Source organism: Caulobacter sp. GW821-FHT11E11, assembly GCF_058808315.1.
Genome location: NZ_JBXARO010000009.1, coordinates 37141 through 54331 on the forward strand (window position 1 = coordinate 37141; position 17191 = coordinate 54331).

The 17191-nt window shown below is 67.6% G+C and carries 14 protein-coding genes, 1 tRNA gene and 1 pseudogene; 7 read left to right on the top strand and 9 right to left on the bottom strand.

Translation table 11 applies throughout. From position 1 onward, the window contains the following. The first annotated feature begins 3 nt into the window (after positions 1-3). A complete protein-coding gene (locus AC1RR5_RS21405; protein WP_492924832.1) occupies positions 4-666 on the top strand; it encodes a 4'-phosphopantetheinyl transferase family protein in 663 nt (220 codons plus the stop codon). On the opposite strand, the gene spt is transcribed toward AC1RR5_RS21405, so the two are convergent. The 3 genes from spt to AC1RR5_RS21420 all read right to left on the bottom strand — a co-directional run bounded on the left by spt (position 663) and on the right by AC1RR5_RS21420 (position 2559). Then, positions 663-1883 (bottom strand): serine palmitoyltransferase, encoded by a 1221-nt coding sequence (gene spt / locus AC1RR5_RS21410; RefSeq protein ID WP_492924834.1) that lies wholly within the window; start codon positions 1881-1883, stop codon positions 663-665. The two genes, AC1RR5_RS21405 and spt, sit on opposite strands and share 4 nt — an antisense overlap. A gap of 1 nt (position 1884) precedes the next feature. Next, on the bottom strand, positions 1885-2256 hold the full coding sequence (locus AC1RR5_RS21415; protein ID WP_492924836.1) for an acyl carrier protein: 372 nt from the start codon (positions 2254-2256) through the stop codon (positions 1885-1887). 117 nt (positions 2257-2373) lie between these two features. Beyond that, entirely contained in the window at positions 2374-2559 is a 186-nt protein-coding gene (locus AC1RR5_RS21420) for a hypothetical protein (RefSeq protein ID WP_492924838.1), read from the bottom strand. Between the two features lie 205 nt (positions 2560-2764). Here AC1RR5_RS21420 and arr point away from each other — a divergent pair, with 205 nt between their 5' ends. Then, positions 2765-3178 carry an NAD(+)--rifampin ADP-ribosyltransferase gene (gene arr, locus AC1RR5_RS21425; RefSeq protein WP_492924840.1) on the top strand — a complete coding sequence of 138 codons (414 nt, stop codon included), beginning with the start codon at positions 2765-2767 and terminating at the stop codon, positions 3176-3178. A 64-nt stretch (positions 3179-3242) separates the two neighbouring features. Here the strand turns inward: arr and nusG are convergent, their stop codons facing one another. From nusG to AC1RR5_RS21440, 3 genes are all read right to left on the bottom strand, one after another. Further along, a complete protein-coding gene (gene nusG / locus AC1RR5_RS21430) occupies positions 3243-3800 on the bottom strand; it encodes a transcription termination/antitermination protein NusG (RefSeq protein ID WP_492924842.1) in 558 nt (185 codons plus the stop codon). 9 nt (positions 3801-3809) lie between these two features. Next, positions 3810-4130 carry a preprotein translocase subunit SecE gene (gene secE, locus AC1RR5_RS21435; protein WP_492924844.1) on the bottom strand — a complete coding sequence of 107 codons (321 nt, stop codon included), beginning with the start codon at positions 4128-4130 and terminating at the stop codon, positions 3810-3812. Between the two features lie 64 nt (positions 4131-4194). After that, positions 4195-4270, bottom strand: a tRNA-Trp gene (locus AC1RR5_RS21440). 240 nt (positions 4271-4510) lie between these two features. Between AC1RR5_RS21440 and AC1RR5_RS21445 the strand changes: the two are divergent. Beyond that, positions 4511-4725, top strand: a pseudogene (locus AC1RR5_RS21445) (hypothetical protein). Positions 4726-4852: 127 nt separating this feature from the next. Here AC1RR5_RS21445 and AC1RR5_RS21450 read toward each other — a convergent pair. After that, a complete protein-coding gene (locus tag AC1RR5_RS21450; protein WP_492924846.1) occupies positions 4853-5272 on the bottom strand; it encodes a hypothetical protein in 420 nt (139 codons plus the stop codon). Between the two features lie 492 nt (positions 5273-5764). On the opposite strand from AC1RR5_RS21450, the gene AC1RR5_RS21455 reads away from it, so the two are divergent. From AC1RR5_RS21455 to AC1RR5_RS21465, 3 genes are all read left to right on the top strand, one after another. Further along, positions 5765-6586, top strand: coding sequence for a ferredoxin--NADP reductase (locus tag AC1RR5_RS21455; protein WP_492924848.1), 822 nt, complete (start codon positions 5765-5767; stop codon positions 6584-6586). A 4-nt stretch (positions 6587-6590) separates the two neighbouring features. Beyond that, on the top strand, positions 6591-7814 hold the full coding sequence (locus AC1RR5_RS21460; protein ID WP_492924850.1) for a molybdopterin molybdotransferase MoeA: 1224 nt from the start codon (positions 6591-6593) through the stop codon (positions 7812-7814). A gap of 88 nt (positions 7815-7902) precedes the next feature. Continuing rightward, positions 7903-9792 (top strand): polysaccharide biosynthesis protein, encoded by a 1890-nt coding sequence (locus tag AC1RR5_RS21465; protein WP_492924852.1) that lies wholly within the window; start codon positions 7903-7905, stop codon positions 9790-9792. Between the two features lie 264 nt (positions 9793-10056). Here the strand turns inward: AC1RR5_RS21465 and AC1RR5_RS21470 are convergent, their stop codons facing one another. Next, positions 10057-12480 (bottom strand): TonB-dependent receptor, encoded by a 2424-nt coding sequence (locus AC1RR5_RS21470; RefSeq protein WP_492924854.1) that lies wholly within the window; start codon positions 12478-12480, stop codon positions 10057-10059. Positions 12481-12640: 160 nt separating this feature from the next. Between AC1RR5_RS21470 and cytX the strand changes: the two genes are divergently transcribed. Further along, on the top strand, positions 12641-13912 hold the full coding sequence (cytX, locus tag AC1RR5_RS21475) for a putative hydroxymethylpyrimidine transporter CytX (RefSeq protein ID WP_492924856.1): 1272 nt from the start codon (positions 12641-12643) through the stop codon (positions 13910-13912). Here the strand turns inward: cytX and AC1RR5_RS21480 are convergent. Beyond that, positions 13889-17134 (bottom strand): error-prone DNA polymerase, encoded by a 3246-nt coding sequence (locus tag AC1RR5_RS21480; protein WP_492924858.1) that lies wholly within the window; start codon positions 17132-17134, stop codon positions 13889-13891. The genes cytX and AC1RR5_RS21480 overlap by 24 nt on opposite strands. Positions 17135-17191 lie beyond the last annotated feature (57 nt).

A 17191-nucleotide genomic window follows, 5' to 3' on the forward strand; every position in this document is an offset into this window, starting at 1 on the left:
CCCATGCAAACAGACTCAGCGCTGCTGGACCGGATCGCCGAGGCGGCCGAGCTGCTCGAGCCGGCCTTGGTGTTCCGGGGCGGCGGCATCGCCGATGTCGAGGGCGACCTGGCCCCGGCCGAGGCGGCGCTGAGCCTGGATTATCACCCCAAGCGCCGGGCCGAGTTCCGGGCCGGGCGGCTCTATGCGCGGCAGGCGATGGCGGCGCTGGGCAGATTCGGTGAGGAACTGCTGATCGGTCCCAACCGCGCGCCGCTATGGCCGGCGGGCGTGGTCGGGACCATCTCGCACGCCGACACCGTGTGCGGCGCGATCGTGGCCCCGGCCGCCAGTGTGCGGAACCTGGGCTTCGACCTCGACGCCGACACGCCGCTGGCCGAGCGGCTGGTCCCGCGCATCTGCACGCCGGGCGAACTGGCCTGGCTGGATGGGCGGCCCGACCGCCTGGCGCTGGCCAAGCAGGTCTTCGGCATCAAGGAGAGCCTGTACAAGGTCTACGCCCCGCTGACGGGCAGCTTCCTGGGTTTCCAGGAGGCGACGATCCAGCTGGAAGAGGTCGGCGGGACGTTCGAGGCCAAGGTGATCAACCCCGAACGTCCGCCGCTGGTCGCGCATGGCCGCTACGGACAAGCCGGCGGCCACGTCTTCGCGATCTGCGTCGCCTAGGCCTTGGCGGCGCGGCGCAGGTCTTCGGGCAGCACGCCGTATTCGTGGCCCAGGCTGATCAGCTGCTCGGCCAAGCCGTCCAGCTGCGCCTCGGAGTGGGCCGCCGAGATCGCGCAGCGCAGCAGGCTCTCACCCGAGGGCGTGGCCGGCGGCAGGCCGACATTGACGTAGTAGCCACGGTCCAGCAGCGCCCGCCACATGGCCAGGGTCGTCTGTTCGGAGTCGAGGCACACCGCCACGATCGGGCTGGCGATCGAGCCCAGCTGGAAGCCGGCAGCGGCCAAGGCCCCGTAGAAGCGATTGACGTTGCCCCACAGCTTCTCGCGCAGCTGCGGCCGCTCGCGGACGGCGGCCAGGGCGGCGCGCACCGAGGCCACGGTGGCCGGCGGCAGCGAGGCGGTGAACATGTAGGGACGGCAGGCCACGCGCAGGATGTCGAACTGCTCGAGGTTGGAGACGCAGTAGCCGCCCACCGCGCCCAGGCTCTTGGAGAAGGTGCCGACGACGAAGTCGACATTGTCCAGCACGCCCACGGCCTCGGCCAGGCCGCAGCCGCGCTCGCCCAGCACGCCCATCGAGTGGGCCTCGTCGACCAGGATGTAGGCCCCGTGGCGACGGGCGACCTCGACCATCTCCTTCAGCGGGGCCATGTCGCCCAGCATCGAATAGATGCCCTCGACCACCACCAGCTTGTTGCCGGGCTCGTCCTTCACGCGGCGCAGGCGCGCCTCCAGGCTGGCCGGGTCGTTGTGCTTGAAGCGGATGGCGCTGGCTTGCGTCTGCTTGCAGGCGTCGTAGATCGAGGCGTGGCTGTCGGCGTCCAGCAGCAGGAAGTCGCCTGCCCCGACCAGGGTCGAGATCACGCCCAGATTGGCCTGGTAGCCGGTCGAGAAGACCATGGCGTGGGCCATGCCGTGGAAGTCGGCGATCTCGCGCTCCAGGGCCACGTGCTCGGAGAACGAGCCGTTGGCGATCCGCGAGCCGCAGGTACCGGTACCCTCGCGGCGCACGGCTTCAGCGGCGGCCTCGATACACGCGGGATCGAAGGCCAGGCCCAGATAGTTGTGCGTGCCGACGGTCACGGTTTTTCGCCCGTTGATCTCGGCCTCGGTGGCGGACAGCAGCCTGTCCATCACCACGCCCGTGGGCATTTGTCCGGAGGCGCGCGCGGTTTCGTAGCGCGCCATCAGGGCGGAATGGGTGTCGAAGATGCCCAATTCAGTGTTTTCCGAGTCTTGAGACGATGTAGGCGGCCAAGTCCTCGACAGTGCGGAACTGGGCCAGTCGATTGAGTGGGATCGAGATATCGAAGTGATCCTCGATATCCAGGACCGCGTTCATGACGGTCAGGGAATCTATGTGCAGGTCGCCCATGATGTCGGTCGTGGGCGTCACCACCTGACCGGGCGGCGCGTAGGGTTGCAGGGTGCGCAGGACGAAGGCGGCCACGGCCGAGACCACGGGATCGCCAACCGAACGGCTTTCCAGAGACGGCCGCACGCAGTCGCCCTCGATGACCTCGAGCGGCATCGAAACCACCACGGCATGGCCGCGGTCCCCTGTCTGCGACTTGGTGATAGGCCCCCCCATCGCGCTCGCTCAGCCCCGGACGCTCCAGTTACAGAGTAGTCACATTCGCGTCGACGGCAAGCCGCACGCGGATTCGGGGCCCTCAAGACCTGTTTCGGATTGTGTGAGAAGCCTGGCTTACGAGGCGCATTTGGCCTTGCCGGCCATCGCCAGCAGGCTGAGGACGGAGAGGCCGAACAGGCTGCCGATGATGCAGCCGATCAGGCCGTCGGGCAGCGGCAGACGGTTGGCCAGCGGCAACAGGACGATGCTCAGGGAGACGGGCGCGACCGCCAGAACCACGAGTTTGCGGGGCGCTTTCATCGGGACGTCTCCGGTTCGGGAGGCGGAAAAATGCGCTGAGTTGGCCACTCTGGCAAACCCCGAACCGGCGTCCTCGCCCCCGCCTGAAGGGGATTTGGGGGTGAAATACTTGAGTTCAAGAATTGGCGGTCGACGAAATATGCGCAGTTTGTAGCGCCCTCGACGCGAGGGACCCGTCGGGGTCTCAAAATCAGGAGGGCCGTTGATGACCACCACCACACCGGGCGCGGAGCCGTTCTACCATGGCGCCAAGGCCGATTTGAACGTGGGCGACCTGATCGAGGCCGGCTACGCCTCCAACTACGGCAAGCGCAACAAGGCCAAATTCGTCTATCTGACCGCCACGCTGGACGCGGCCACCTGGGGCGCGGAACTGGCCCGGGGCGAAGGGCGGGGCCGCATCTACATCGTCGAGCCCACGGGCCCGATCGAGGATGATCCCAACCTGACGGACCAGAAATTCCCCGGCAATCCGACCCGGTCGTACCGTACGCCCTACCCGCTGCGGATCGTCGGCGAGGTCGTGGACTGGACGGGCCACACGCCCGAACAGCTCCAGACCATGCGCGATCACCTGGCCGAACTCGATCGACAGGGCGTGGAGGCGATAGAGGACTAAACAGCAAAAAGCCCCGCGTCTGGCGACGCGGGGCTTTTCAGAAACTTCAGACCAGTTGGAAAGCTTAGGCGATCTTTTCGACCTGGGCGTATTCCAGCTCGACCGGGGTAGCGCGGCCGAAGATCGAGACGGTGACCCGCAGGCGGGCCTTTTCCTCGTCGACCTGCTCGACCGAACCGTTGAAGCTGGCGAACGGACCGTCGATGACGCGGACGTTCTCGCCGACTTCGTACAGCACCACGGTCTTGGGCTTCTCGACGCCCTCTTCGATGGCGCCGACGATGCGCTGGACTTCCTTTTCGGAGACCGGCATCGGCTTGGAGCCGCTACCCAGGAAGCCCGTCACCTTCGGGGTGTTCTTGATGAGGTGATAAGCCTCGTCCGAGAGGTTCATCTTCACCAGGACGTAGCCCGGGAAGAACTTGCGCTCGGCGTTGATCTTACGGCCGCGGCGGATCTCGACGACCTCTTCGGTCGGCACCAGGATCTCGGAGAAGTTCTCCTCCAGGCCCTGGTTCTTGGCCTGCTCGCGGATGCTCTCGGCCACCTTCTTCTCGAAGTTCGAGTAGGCGTGGACGATGTACCACTTGTGGTTCGGGTTCGAGGCGGTTTCGGTGCTCATCGCTCTATCTTATCCCGCGGTCGCCAGCTTCAGGAGCTGATTAATGGCGAAACCCACGCCGCCGTCGACGGCCATGAAGAACAGCGACGCCACGACGACCATGATGAAGACCATCACCGAGGTGATCCAGGTCTCCTTGCGGGTGGTCCAGGTGATCTTGCGGGCTTCGGCGCGGACTTCACGGAAGAACTGCACCGGGCTGGTGCGCTTCTTGGGGGCGGCGGGCGCTGCGACAGCAGCCGCGCCAGCACCCGCGGGCGCCATCGCCGCAGCCGTCTTAGCGGCGCGGTTCTTGATCGCGGACGGGCTGGATCCCGGTTTCCTGGCCATGCTCTAGAGGCTCACGACTTTCAAATACGACCGGCCGGAATGGCGGCCCGTCGGAAACATATAGTGGCAGGAGTGGGGGGACTCGAACCCACGACTTTCGGTTTTGGAGACCGACGCTCTACCAGCTGAGCTACACTCCTGCAGACCGACCGACCTTTCGGCCGACGGACATCCAGAGACAGACAGCGCGCCAGAAGGCTTCTAAAGCCTCGGCGCGCCATGTTCTGTCGCCAGAGCCGCGCCATTTAGCAGGGTCGCATGCGGCGAGCAAGCGCGGCGAGACGGTTTGACGGGTTTAGGGTCCCTCGTCCCCGTTTTCCAAGGCGGCGCACGGGCTTCGGCGCGCCTCAGCATGGGATCGGAAGCCCCGGCCCGGCGTTATTTCGCCATGCCCAGCGTCTCCTCCCCCTCGCCCCAGCCTTCGCAACCCTCCTCGCAAGCCGAGCGCCCGTCGAATCGGGAGGTCGAGCACGAGAACCAGCGTCCCGCGACTCAGGAAGGCCAGCCGCCACGGCCGGCCACCGAGCCGCCAGGCGCGGCCGACAGCGCCCGTTCGCCGAAGACCCGGACCGATCCGGGCTCCGGCGAGAGCTAAGTGCTAAAAAACTCCGCTCATCCCCGCGAAAGCGGGGACCCAAGCCGAGTCATCAGGCCCCCCCAACACCGCCAAGCGGACAGACCGCTTGGATCCCCGCTTTCGCGGGGAGGAGCGGATTGGGGGTTTAGCCAGCCTTGCCTTCCTTGGTCTTGGCGGTCTTGTCCGTCTCGGTAGACGCACTGGCCGGCAGCGTGGCGCCGCACTGGATGCCCAGGTACGAGAACTTCACGTTCGTCAGCTCACGCCCGCATTGGGTGTTCTTGCCGCTATCCATGCCACGCAGCGAAACCGCCACGCCCTTGGACAGGTCAGGCGCCGGACTGGCGCTGCTGATGTCGTAGTATCCGCCGCCACGGCCTTTCACGACCAGGCAATCGGTCTTTTCGACAGGCCGCACGCAGCCCGACGCCGTGACAGTAGTGCCTTCCACGACAACTTGATTGGCCTGCGCGACTTTCGTCTTCGCGCCGCCGTCACTGCAACCAGCCAAACCAAACGCTAACAGACCGGCCGCCGCGGCGGCCTCTATGAACCTTACCCGCATACGTTCCTCCGTATCGTTGGCTCCGCGAACGAAGCAAAAGGAAGTCTGCGCCTCGTTTTAGATACCGGCAATCACATTTTTGACGCTTTCGAAAAACCGGTGCGGATGTTTCCGGGATTGGGAAAAAGATTGTCCTTAACCGGACGACACACGCACGACGCTGCGAGAACTCTTCCGGCCAAGCGCAATGTCATGCCGCGCTGCGTTGATAGGCTTTCTCATCTGAACATTTGTTCGCAAACCGAGACGCCGCTTTCTCTACGCGGACGAATACTGCCTCTGATCTTCCGGCTTGCCGACACAGGCCCGCCAGACCACCCGACCGCTGAGTTTTTCCAAAGCCGGCTTTAGACAACCGGCGTTGACATGGAGACGGCGGTGCTCAAATGAGACAGTAGCCGCCTACAGGGCCGTAGCGGCGTCCATCGCGCCGAGCCGACCGGCGCACCGCCCTCTTCCGCGCCCAGCGCGCCAAGGATTCAAAGAGTTCAGATGACGGCCACCGCGACCGCCGCCGCTCCCGTGAAAGAAGCCCCGTACTTCACCGAGAAGGTGCTGTGGGTGAAGCATTGGACCGACCGCCTGTTCAGCTTCGCCATCACCCGCCCGGCCAGCTTCCGCTTCCGCTCGGGCGAGTTCGTGATGATCGGCCTGCCGCCGCGCGAGGACGAGAAGAAGCCGATCCTGCGCGCCTATTCGATCGGCTCGCCGCACTTCGCCGAAGAACTGGAATTCTTCTCGATCAAGGTGCCGGACGGTCCGCTGACCTCGCGCCTGCAACAGATCCAGGAAGGCGACGACATCCTGCTGGGCAAGAAGCCGACCGGCACCCTGGTGCTGGACGCCGTGCGCCCGGGCAAGCGCCTGTTCCTGTTCGGCACCGGCACGGGCCTGGCCCCCTGGCTGTCGGTCGCCCGCGACCCCGACGCCTACAGCCGCTTCGAGCAGGTCATCGTCGCCCACGGCGTGCGTGAAGTGAAGGAACTGGCCTATCGTGACCTGTTCACCAGCGAGATCCATGAGGATCCGCTGGTCGGCGACGAGGCCAAGGCCCAGCTCGTTTATTATCCCACCGTGACCCGCGAGGCGTTCGAGCGCCAGGGTCGCTTCACCGACCTGATCGAGAGCGGCAAGCTGTTCGCCGATCTGGGCCTGGAGCAGGTGAAGTTCGATCCCGAGCACGACCGCGCCATGCTGTGCGGCTCGATGGCCATGATCAAGGACACCGCCCACCTCCTGGAGGCCCACGGCCTAAAGGAAGGCTCGAACGCCGAGCCGGGCGACTTCGTGATCGAGCGCGCCTTCGTCGGCTAGACCCGTGACGCAGTCCGCGCGCCCGCTCAAGAACCTCACGGTCGAAGAGGCGCGCGGCCGGATCCTGGACGGCGCCGTCCGCCTGGGCGTCGAGACCGTTCCCCTGACCGAAAGCCTGGGCCGCGTGCTGGCCCAGCCCGTCGTGGCCGATCGCCATCAGCCGCCGTTCGACGCCTCTGCCATGGACGGCTGGGCGATCCGACGCTCCGACTACGCCCCGGGCAAGGCCTTCGCGATCGCCGGCGAGAGCGCGGCGGGCAAGGCGTTCCCGCGCGCGGTCCAGGCCGGCGAGGCGGTCCGCATCTTCACCGGCGCGCCAGTCCCGGCCGGCGCGGACCTTGTCGTCATCCAGGAAGAGGCCGTCCGCGAGGGCGAGATGGTCCGCTTCGAGGCCGGCGAGCATCCCAAGTCCAACCTCCGCGCCGCCGGCGGTGACTTCCAGGCGGGCGACGTCCTGCTGGAGGCCGGCGCCGTCATCGATCCGTGGCGGCTGTGCCTGGTCGCCTCGGCCGGACTGGCGAAAGTCCCGGTCGCCCGCCGGCCGCGTGTCGCGATCCTGGCCACCGGCGACGAGCTGGTCCCGCCCGGCGGCAGCCCGCGTCCGGACCAGATCTTCGAGAGCGGCTCGTTCGCCCTGGCGGCGCTGATCGGCGCCTGGGGCGGCGAGGTCTTCCGCCTGACGGCCGCGGCCGACGACGCCAAGGCCATCGCCGCGGCGGTTCGGCCCGTCGACGCCGACCTGATCGTCACTATCGGCGGGGCCTCGGTCGGCGACCACGACCTGGTCAAGCCGGCCCTGCGCACCCTGGGCCTGGACCTGGCCGTCGAAACCGTGGCCGTGCGCCCCGGCAAGCCGACCTGGTTCGGACATCTGAGTGATGGCCGCCGCGTCCTGGGCCTGCCCGGCAACCCGGCCTCGGCCCTGGTCTGCGCCGAGCTGTTCCTACGCCCGCTGCTGGTGGCCCTGACCGGCGGCGACAGCGAAGTCTGCCTCGTTCCGGCCCGCCTGGCCGCCCCCCTACCCGCCACCGGACCGCGCGAACACTGGATGCGCGCAACCCTGTCGGTCGATCCCGAGGGGCGAACCGTCGCCAGCGTTTTCCCCGATCAGGATTCCTCGCTGGTCGGCGTCTTCTCGCGGGCGGATGCTCTATTGCGCCGTCGCGCCGGCGCCTTGGCCTGTTCGGCGAACGACGTCGTGGACGTTCTGCCCCTGCGTCGCGGCTGAAACCGCGACGGCGACGGATTGCCGTGCTAGTTGCTTGAACGATTCCACCGGGGCGCGCCCCGGCCTTCAGGCTCAAGAGGTTCGTTTCATGGGGCATGCAGGCAAGATCGCGACGCACGTCCTGCTGGCCTTCCTGGCCCTGTTGGTGGGCCGATACCTCGTCATCGACATGCCCTTCACGCCGGACACCCTGGCGCAGGCGGGCTATTACGCGCTGGCGTCCCTGGTCGTCGAACTGCTGTTCCGCGTCGAGCGCGCGCCCTGGCGCTTCGTCTCGGCCAGCGACCACCTGCGCCTGTTCCGCTCGGCCTTCCTGACGGCGGCGACCTTCATGGTTATCACCCGCTTCGCCCATCCCGGCATCGACGGCGGCCTGCGCACCGTCGCTGGCGCGGCCCTGTTCCAAGGCACCTTCCTGTCGGCCCTGCGCGTCATCCGCCGCAGCCTGCACGAGCGCCAGCTGCTGGACTCGGTGCTGCGCCTGGGCCCCGCCTCGATGCACCCGGCCCTGCCGCGCCTGCTGATCGTCGGCTCGGCCGCCGAGGCCGACGCCTTCCTGCGCTCCCCGGCCGGCCTGGGCGAACGCTACACCCCGATCGGCGTCGTCTCGCCGCTGGACCGCGAGACCGGCGACGAGCTGCGCGGCGTCTGCGTGCTGGGCGCCATCGCCGACTTCGACCGCGTGCTGGCCCGCCTTCGTGACAGCGGCCTGTCGCCGTCCGCCATCCTGTTCCTGACCGACAGCGCCATGAGCACCTTCGGCGCCGAGCGCCTGGGCCGGCTGAAGACCGAAGGCATGCGCCTCATGCGCCGCCACGGCGTGGTCGAGATGGGCGCCGCCGCCAGCGTCGGTCCGGTGCTGCGCGAAATCAGCCTGGAAGAACTGCTGAGCCGCCCGCCCGTGCGCCTGGACCCCGAGCCCGTCCGCGCCCTGGTCTCGGGCCGCCGGGTGCTGGTCACCGGGGCCGGCGGCAGCATCGGCTCGGAACTATGCCGCCAGATCGCCGCCAGCGGCTGCGTGCACCTGACCATGGTCGACACCTCGGAATACAACCTGTTCCACATCGACCGCGAGATCGCCGACAGCCACCCCGGCCTCCTGCGCCGCGAAGTGCTGTGCGACGTGCGTGACGCCTCGCGCGTCGAACGCGTCTTCGCCGAGCAGAAACCCGACATCATCTTCCACGCCGCGGCGCTGAAGCACGTCACCCTGGTCGAGAACCACCCCTGCGAGGGCGTGCGCACCAACGTGCTGGGCACCCGCAACGTCGCCATGGCCGCCAAGGCCTGCGGCGCGGCGCACCTGGCCTTGATCTCCACCGACAAGGCCGTGGCCCCGACCAGCGTCATGGGCGCGGCCAAGCGCGTGGCCGAGGCCGTGGCCCGCCAGTACGGCGGCGGCGGCGACATGCGCGTCAGCATCGTCCGCTTCGGCAACGTGCTGGGCTCGGCCGGCTCGGTCGTGCCGATCTTCCAGCAACAGATCGCCCGTGGCGGCCCGGTCACCCTGACCGACGCGGCGGTCGAGCGCTACTTCATGACCATCCCCGAGGCCGTGCAGCTGGTGCTGCGCGCCGTGGCCCTGTCGATGATCGCCACAGACGCCGACGAGGCCGGGGTGCTGACGCTGGAGATGGGCGAGCCGGTCAAGATCATCGACTTGGCCAAGCGGATGATCGAGCTGCAGGGCCTGGTCCCCGACCGCGACATCGAGATCAAGATCACCGGCCTGCGTCCCGGCGAAAAGCTGACCGAGACCCTGCTGGACGTGAACGAGGTCGCCCGTCCCAAGGCCCCCGGCATCATGGAGGCCCTGCGCCTCTCGCCCGCCCCGATGATCGCCGACGAGCGCCTGGAAACCCTGGACGCCCTGGCCGAGGTCGGAGACGAAGCCGCCGTCCGCGCCCACCTGTTCGATCTGGTCGAAGACCTGCGCCAGGTCGGCCCGTCCAAAGTGGTGAAGATCCGAGCGTCGTAGGGGCGCGACCCGAGGGGGGGCGGGCGGTAGTCGCACGCGCGCAGTGTAGGCGAGGGGATGTCCGCTAAGGGTGGTGAGCTGACCTTTGTTTCCTTCTCCCCTTGCGGGAGAAGGTGTCAGCGCAGCTGACGGATGAGGGGTTGAAAGCCCTGTCCGGATAGCGGAGCGCAACCCCTCACCCGACCCGCTTCGCGGGCCCCCCTCTCCCGCAAGGGGAGAGGGGTAAACGTCCGCTATGGGTCGAAAACGGACCTCTTCCGCCCCTCAGAACTGCTTCCGCAAACTCATCCGCACCGCCCGCCCGGCCGCGGTCTTCACCAGGGCCTCCTGATAGGCCTCGGGCGTGCGGCCCTGGTTGTCGCGGACGTGCATGTAGCTGTCGAAGACGTTCTCGATATTGAGGGTCAGCTTGGTCCCCTTCAGCCAGGGTCGGTCCTTGACCAGGCCCTTGTTCGCGCCCAGGTCCACCGAGCCGAACAGCAGCAGGATCGGCGGGGTCGAGAACCGCAGGTCCTGGCCCCCCGCCCCGCCATCCACCCGGGTCGGCGTGCGCCAGAAGCCCGCCGCGCCGAGGGTGTAGCCGGGCATGCCCAGATTGACCGACAGGTTGATCTCGTGACGTGGCGAGGCGTTGAACTGGCCCAGAGACGCGCCCTTCAGCTTGTCCAGCGGGGCCATGCCGTCGTGGATCGTCACCTCGTCACGCAGCCGCCAGCGATCGTTCAACGCCACGAACAGCGACTTGGGTCCGGTCCCGGGCTTGGGCCCGCCCCAGCGCCGGACATAGGTCACCCGCGAGCGCAGGTCCTCGGTATCCGCGTGGGCGAAGTTGACCGATCGCGTGTCGATGGCCGTCAGGCGGCCTTGGGCGTCCCGGGTGAAGCGGCTAGGGAAGGCCGCCTCCAGCTCGGCCGAGGCCGAGGGAAAACCAGCGATCGGATCATCGATCCGTGTACGGACGTAATTGCTCGACAGCCGCAGGTCGCGCGTTTCGAACGGCTTGTAGTTGATGCCCAGCTTGATCAGCTGGCGGCTGTCGGGCCGCAGGTTCGGGTTGCCGCCCGAGGTCAGGGTCACGAACGCCGTCTGGCCGGTGGCGTAGTCATAGACCGGCGTGCTGGCGGTCTGCTGCACCGGGTTGTTCATCTGCTGGGGCGTCGGCTCGCCCTCTTCCCAGCTGTAGTCGGCCGACAGGTTCAGGCCCTTGACCGGCGTCCAGTTCGCCCCGCCGCCCAGCGTGGCCAGGCCGCCGATGTCGGAGAACTGCTCGTACTGGCCGTTGGCGTTCAGCGACACCTTGCCCAGGAAGGCCAGCGGCCCGGCCCGGTCGACGATCGGCGCATCAAGGCTGGTCTGCAGGGTGGCGCGGTCGCGGGTCAGGACGCGGTCGACCTCCACGCCCGAGCGAACGCTCTCGGAATCGAACCGCCGGTGATCGGCGCCGACCCGGACCATGGCCCGCATCCGCCCCGCCGGCAGGCCGGCCAAGGTGCCGTTCAGGGTCATGTTCAGCTTGGCGCTGGTGGCTGCCGAGTCGGCGGTGTCGCGCGGCGCATAGCGGATCAGCCCCTCGGGGATCGGCCCGGACGGGTCGACCTCGCCCGCCGACACCGCCGCGCGCAGGGCCGACGTATCGAGACCCCGGCCGATCCGCGTGGCGCTCTCGCTGCGATCGAAGTCGCCGTCCAGGGTCCAGCGCCAGCCGGACTTGCGCCCCGACAGGCCAGCGACCAGCCCGACCTTGCGGGTGTCGTTGCGCACCTTCAGCGCCTCGGGCGCGTCGATATAGCGATAGACGTCGAGGTCGCCGGGCGGATCCACGGCCACGCCGGGCAGGCCTCGGAAGCTGACGCTGTTGTTGACCTGCAGGTCGCCGCCCAGCGTGCCCGTCGTCTCGCCGCCGAACGGGTGGGTGTGGATGATCTCGATCTTGGCCTGCTCCGCGCGCGGCAGCAGGGTGCGGGCGGCGGTCAGGCTGCCGCCGACAACCGCGTCGGCCAGAGCTTCGGGGCTCCCCGCCGTCGGCGTGCGGACCACGCCGCGCTCGTCCTCGAACAGCGGCGAGTCGCGGTGATAGCGGGCGGTGACGATCGTGCGCCCCTCGCCCTGCACCTTGAACTGGTTGACCAGTTGGTCGGACGAGGCCCGGCCGCCCTCGGCCAGCCAATGGCCTTCGTTGGTGACCGTGACGGCGTCGAAGCGCTTCTTCAGCACGATGTTCAGCACCAGCTGGTCAGCGCGGTAGCCGTGGTTCAGCGCCTCTTCCTCGCGCAGGACCGACGTCCGCAGGATCGCCTCGGTCGGGATCTCGGACATGTTGCCCGTCGTGCGCCGGCCGTTGATCAGGATGACCGGCGGCTCGTCGCCGCGGCCCCGCGCGCCGTTCAGCACGGGCGCCAGCTTGGAAAGCAGCTCGCCGATGGTGTTGGCGCCCAGCGAGCGGATAGCCTCCTCGTCCAGCTCCAGTTCCGGCTCGATCGGCCCTTCGGTGTCGCCCGGCTTGGCGCCCTCGATGGTCAGCGGGTCCAGCTCGTTGCGCTCGCGCCGGCACCTGGCCCTGGCGGCTTCGCCCTCGGCCTCCTCGCAAGACACCGGTGTCTCACGCGGCGCTGCCGGAACAGGATCGGGCGCGGCGTCCAGTGCCATCGCCGCGGCCAGGCCGCCCAAGGCCATCAGGCTCAAATCCATCGCCAGTCCCCCTGCGCCACCCCCGCGGCCTCAACCCCAAGGGCGCACTCACAACCAGACATTGATTCGACTGAATGGTGACGCTTTCGCGGCGGGCGCAACACAGCTTGGCCATAAACGCCGCGTTCGCGCCGAGCAGGTGAGCTGCTAAGCAGGGGCTATGGCTCAGCTCGATGACACCTATGATCCCCTGACGCCCGTGCCGGCCGAGCGCCGGGCGTTCACGGCCCGCGACGCCTTTTCGCTGTGGTTCAGCCTGGGCATCGGCCTGCTGGTGCTGCAGGCCGGGGCCTTTCTGGTCCCTGGCTTGAGCCTCGGCGCGGCCCTTGCGGCGATCGTCACCGGTTCGGTCCTGGGCGCCCTGCTGCTGGCCGCCGCCGGCGTGGTCGGGGCCGATACCGGCCTCTCGTCGATGGGCGCCCTGCGCCTGACCCTGGGCGCTCGCGGCGCGGCCGTCCCGACGGTGCTGAACGCCATCCAGCTGGCCGGCTGGGGCGCGTTCGAGATCATCGCCATGCGCGAGGCCGCCGACGCCCTGGCCAAGCAGACCTTCGGCTTTTCCAGCCCCGTCGTCTGGACCCTGGTGTTCGGCATGTTGGCCACCTGGCTGGCCATCGTCGGGCCGCTGTCGTTCGTCCGTCGTTTCCTGCGCGCCTACGGCCTGTGGCTGCTGCTGGCCGGGGCCGGCTGGCTGAGCTGGCGACTGCTGGCCGAGCATGACCTGGCCGCCCTGTTCGCCAAGGCCGGCACCGGCGAGATGAGCTTCGGGGCCGGCGTCGACCTGGTCATCGCCATGCCGCTGTCGTGGCTGCCGCTGATCGCCGACTACACCCGCTTTGGCCGATCGCCGGGCGGCATGTTCAAGGGCAGCGCGCTCGGCTACCTGCTGGCCAATATCTGGTTCATGGGCCTGGGCGCGGCTTATGCCCTGGCGTCTGGCGGCGGCGACGGCCTGTTGCTGACCGCCCTGGCCGCCAGCGGCGGCGGCATCGCTCTCTTCCTGATCGTCATCGACGAGACCGACAACACCTTCGCCGATATCCACTCGGCCGCCGTCTCGACCGCCACCCTGGTCCGGATCACGCCGCCGCACCTGGCCCTGATCTTCGGCGCCGTGTGCACGACGATCGCCCTCTTCGCCCCGCTGGCCCAGTATGAGGGCTTCCTGCTTCTGATCGGTTCGGTCTTCGCCCCGCTGTTCGGCGTGCTGCTGACCGACCACTTCATCGTCCGCCGCCGCGCGGCCGCCGAGCCGCGTAGCGGGCTGTACCTCCCCGCCCTGCTGGCCTGGGCGGCCGGTATCGCGGCCTACCAGGCCTTGAGCCGCCTGGCGCCCGACCTCGGCGCGACCCTACCCAGCTTCATCGTGGCGGGGGCCGCGTACTGGTGTCTGCGCCGCGTGTGGCCGTCAGTGAAAGTCGCGGCTTCGTAGCAGCCGCCCGGACACCTTCTGCCGCACGCGCGGGGCCGGCGCGCCCGGCTCGTCGCGTAGCGTCGACAGGTGCGCCGACAGGTCGGTGAAACCCTCGGCCACCACGTGGATGACGTTCTCGGCCCGCTGCACCCGGCCGTGCACGACCAGGAACGAGGCCGTCATCACCACATTGCGGTCGGCCTCGAAGCGGTCCTTCCAGACCACCGCGTTGGCCACGCCGGTCTCGTCCTCCAGGGTCACGAACACCACGCCCTTGGCCGTGCCCGGCCGCTGGCGGATCAGAACAAGCCCCGCCACCGACACCTTGCGGCCGTCGGGCACGGTCATCAGCTGCTCGGCCGTGATCACCCCGCGCCGCGTCAGCATCGAGCGGTAGAAGCTTACCGGATGGTCCTTCAGCGACAGGCTGGTGGTGCGATAGTCCTCAGCCACCTCCTGCGGGTCGCCCATGGTCGGCAGGGCGACCTTGTCCTCGAACAGCGGCAGGCCGGCCAGCAACGGCGCCTGGACCGGGGCCTTGTGCTCGCCCTTCAGGCCTTTGACGGCCCACAGGGCTTCACGGCGGGTGAGGCCGACCGAGGCGAAGGCGTCGGCCTCGGCGAGGAGTTCCAGCGCGCGTTGGGGCACGCCGCCCTGCGCGAACTCGGCGGGGGCGCGGGCGCCTTCGGCGCGGGCGTGAACCAGGGTTTTGACATCGCCCTCCTTGAGACCCTTGATCTGCCGGAAGCCCAGGCGGACGGCTTTCCACCGCTTACGGCTGTCCTGGCAAGCGACCTTGTCCTCGCGGATCCGAGGCGCGCGGAAGCTCGCCGTCATCGGCTCCAGGGAGCAGTCCCAATCGCTGGCCAGGATGTCCGGCGCCAGCACTTCGACCCCGTGCTCGCGCGCGTCGCGCACCAGCTGGGCCGGCTGGTAGAACCCCATCGGTTGCGAGTTGATCAGCGCCGCGCAGAACACGTCCGGCCAAGCCCATTTGATCCAGGCCGAGACGTAGACCAGCTTGGCGAAGCTCGCCGCATGGCTCTCCGGAAAGCCGTAGTGGCCAAAGCCCTCGATCTGCTTGAAGCACCGCTCGGCGAAGTCGCGTTCGTAGCCGCGCGACGTCATGCCCTCGATGAACTTCACGCGATACTTGTCCGGCGTTCCCAGGTTGCGGAACGTCGCCATCGCACGGCGCAGCCCGTCCACGTCGGTTTCGCTGAACCTGGCCGCTGTTATGGCCAGGCCCATGGCCTGCTCTTGGAACAGCGGGACGCCCAGGGTGTCTCCAAGGATTTTCTTTAGCTCGTTCGCGGGACCGTGTTCTTTGGAGGGCTTAGGCCAGTCGACCAGCTTCGGGTTGTTCCGCCGCTTCAGGTACGGATGCACCATGTCGCCTTGGATCGGACCGGGGCGCACGATCGCTACCTCGATGACCAAGTCGTAGAACTTGCGAGGCCTCAACCTGGGCAGCATCGACATCTGCGCCCGGCTCTCCACCTGGAAAACACCGATGCTATCGGCCTTGCACAGCATGTCGTAGACGCCCGGCCTTTCCGGCGGGACATCAGCTAGATCCTTGAGCCAGCCGAGCCCATGATCGGCGCGCAACATCTTCATGGCGCGCTGAATGGCGCTGAGCATGCCCAGCGCCAGGACATCCACCTTCATCAGCTGAAGGCTATCGATGTCGTCCTTATCCCACTCGATGAAGGTGCGCTCCTTCATCGCGGCGTTGCCGATCGGGACCGTTTCATCCAACCGTCGTTTCGTCAGAACGAAGCCACCGACATGCTGTGAGAGGTGACGTGGAAACTTCATCAACTCGGTGGCTAGGGCGACGGCCCGAGCGATTTCCGGCGCCCTGGGATCCAGGCCGGCGTTGGTCAGGTGCTCCTCAGGCAGGCCATCGCCCCAACTGCCCCAGACTGTGGCGGCCAAGAGGCTCGTGACGTCTTCCGTCAGCCCCAGGGCCTTGCCGACATCCCGGATCGCGCTGCGCGGTCGATAGTGAATCACGGTCCCGCAGATGGCGGCGTAGTCCCGGCCATAACGCTCGTAGACGTACTGCATGATCTTCTCGCGATGCTCATGCTCGAAGTCGACGTCGATATCCGGGGGCTCGTCACGGTTCTCCGAGATGAAGCGCGTGAACAGCAGGCGGTACACGTTGGGATCGATCGACGTGACGCCGAGGCAGTAGCAGACCGAGGAATTGGCGGCCGATCCCCGCCCCTGACACAGGATGCCGCGCTTTCGGGCCTCCTGAACGATGTCGTGCACGGTGATGAAATAGTTCGGGTAGTTCTTCTTCTTGATTAGGCGCAGCTCCGTCCGGAGATTGCCCTGGACCTTCTCGGGCACCCCCTTTGGATAGCGCCACTTGGCGCCATCCCAGGCCAGTTTGGTGAGATGCTGGATGGCCGTCTTGCCCGGCGGGACCGGTTCGTCCGGATACTGCTCGTCGATCTGCTTGAGATCGAACTTGATAAGCTCGACGATTTCGATCGTTCGCTCCACCGCGCCCGGCCAACGCTCGAACAGACGCGTCATTTCGGTGGGCGACTTCAGGTGCCGCTCCGCATTGGCCTCCAAGTGGAGGCCGGCCTTTTGGATCGTGCAATGCTCGCGCACGCAGGTGATGACGTCCTGCAGGGGCCGTCGTTCGGGCCCGTGGTAAAGGACGTCATTGGTCGCCACCATTGGAGCGCCCGCCGTTCGCGCCAACGCTTCGAGACGCGCCAGACGTTTAAGATCCTGGGCTGCGTAGGCGCGATTGGCCGCTAGCCACGACCGGCCACGCAGATCGCAAGCCATGCGAACAAGATCACGTTCGAAGGCTTCGTCGAGCGTTTTTGGTGGAACGATCAGACCCAACTGACCTGCCGAATGGTCTAGGAAATCCTGCCAAGTCAGGTGGCACTCACCTTTCTCCGCCCGGAGTTGGCCGACGGTCAGGAGACGCGTCAAACGACCAAAGGCTTCGCGGTCAGTGGGGTAACAAAGCAGGCTGGGAGTGCCGTCTATGAAGTCTAATCGGCATCCCGTCAGAACACGAACATTGCGTTCCTTAGCTGCTGTCCATCCCCTGACGACACCCGCCAAGCTATTACGGTCGGCGATGCCAATGGCGGCTAAGCCAAGGGCTTCAGCGGCGATGGCCAGCTCTTCCGCGTGAGAAGCGCCTCGCAGGAACGAGAAGTTGGTGGTGGTTTGCAGTTCAGCGTAGGCAGGGGTCATGACCAGCCCCCTCCACCGGCGTTCGCCGGTCCCCTTCCCCCAAGAGGGGGAGGAGAG

Excerpts from the sequence above, each read along its gene's own strand:
- AC1RR5_RS21415 (WP_492924836.1), bottom strand. The coding sequence starts at position 2,256 with ATGGGGGGGCCTATCACCAAGTCGCAGACAGGGGACCGCGGCCATGCC.
- AC1RR5_RS21455 (WP_492924848.1), top strand. The coding sequence starts at position 5,765 with ATGACGGCCACCGCGACCGCCGCCGCTCCCGTGAAAGAAGCCCCGTAC.
- AC1RR5_RS21470 (WP_492924854.1), bottom strand. The coding sequence starts at position 12,480 with ATGGATTTGAGCCTGATGGCCTTGGGCGGCCTGGCCGCGGCGATGGCA.
- arr (WP_492924840.1), top strand. The coding sequence starts at position 2,765 with ATGACCACCACCACACCGGGCGCGGAGCCGTTCTACCATGGCGCCAAG.
- AC1RR5_RS21420 (WP_492924838.1), bottom strand. The coding sequence starts at position 2,559 with ATGAAAGCGCCCCGCAAACTCGTGGTTCTGGCGGTCGCGCCCGTCTCC.
- cytX (WP_492924856.1), top strand. The coding sequence starts at position 12,641 with ATGGCTCAGCTCGATGACACCTATGATCCCCTGACGCCCGTGCCGGCC.
- AC1RR5_RS21450 (WP_492924846.1), bottom strand. The coding sequence starts at position 5,272 with ATGCGGGTAAGGTTCATAGAGGCCGCCGCGGCGGCCGGTCTGTTAGCG.
- AC1RR5_RS21405 (WP_492924832.1), top strand. The coding sequence starts at position 4 with ATGCAAACAGACTCAGCGCTGCTGGACCGGATCGCCGAGGCGGCCGAG.
- secE (WP_492924844.1), bottom strand. The coding sequence starts at position 4,130 with ATGGCCAGGAAACCGGGATCCAGCCCGTCCGCGATCAAGAACCGCGCC.
- nusG (WP_492924842.1), bottom strand. The coding sequence starts at position 3,800 with ATGAGCACCGAAACCGCCTCGAACCCGAACCACAAGTGGTACATCGTC.
- AC1RR5_RS21480 (WP_492924858.1), bottom strand. The coding sequence starts at position 17,134 with ATGACCCCTGCCTACGCTGAACTGCAAACCACCACCAACTTCTCGTTC.
- AC1RR5_RS21465 (WP_492924852.1), top strand. The coding sequence starts at position 7,903 with ATGGGGCATGCAGGCAAGATCGCGACGCACGTCCTGCTGGCCTTCCTG.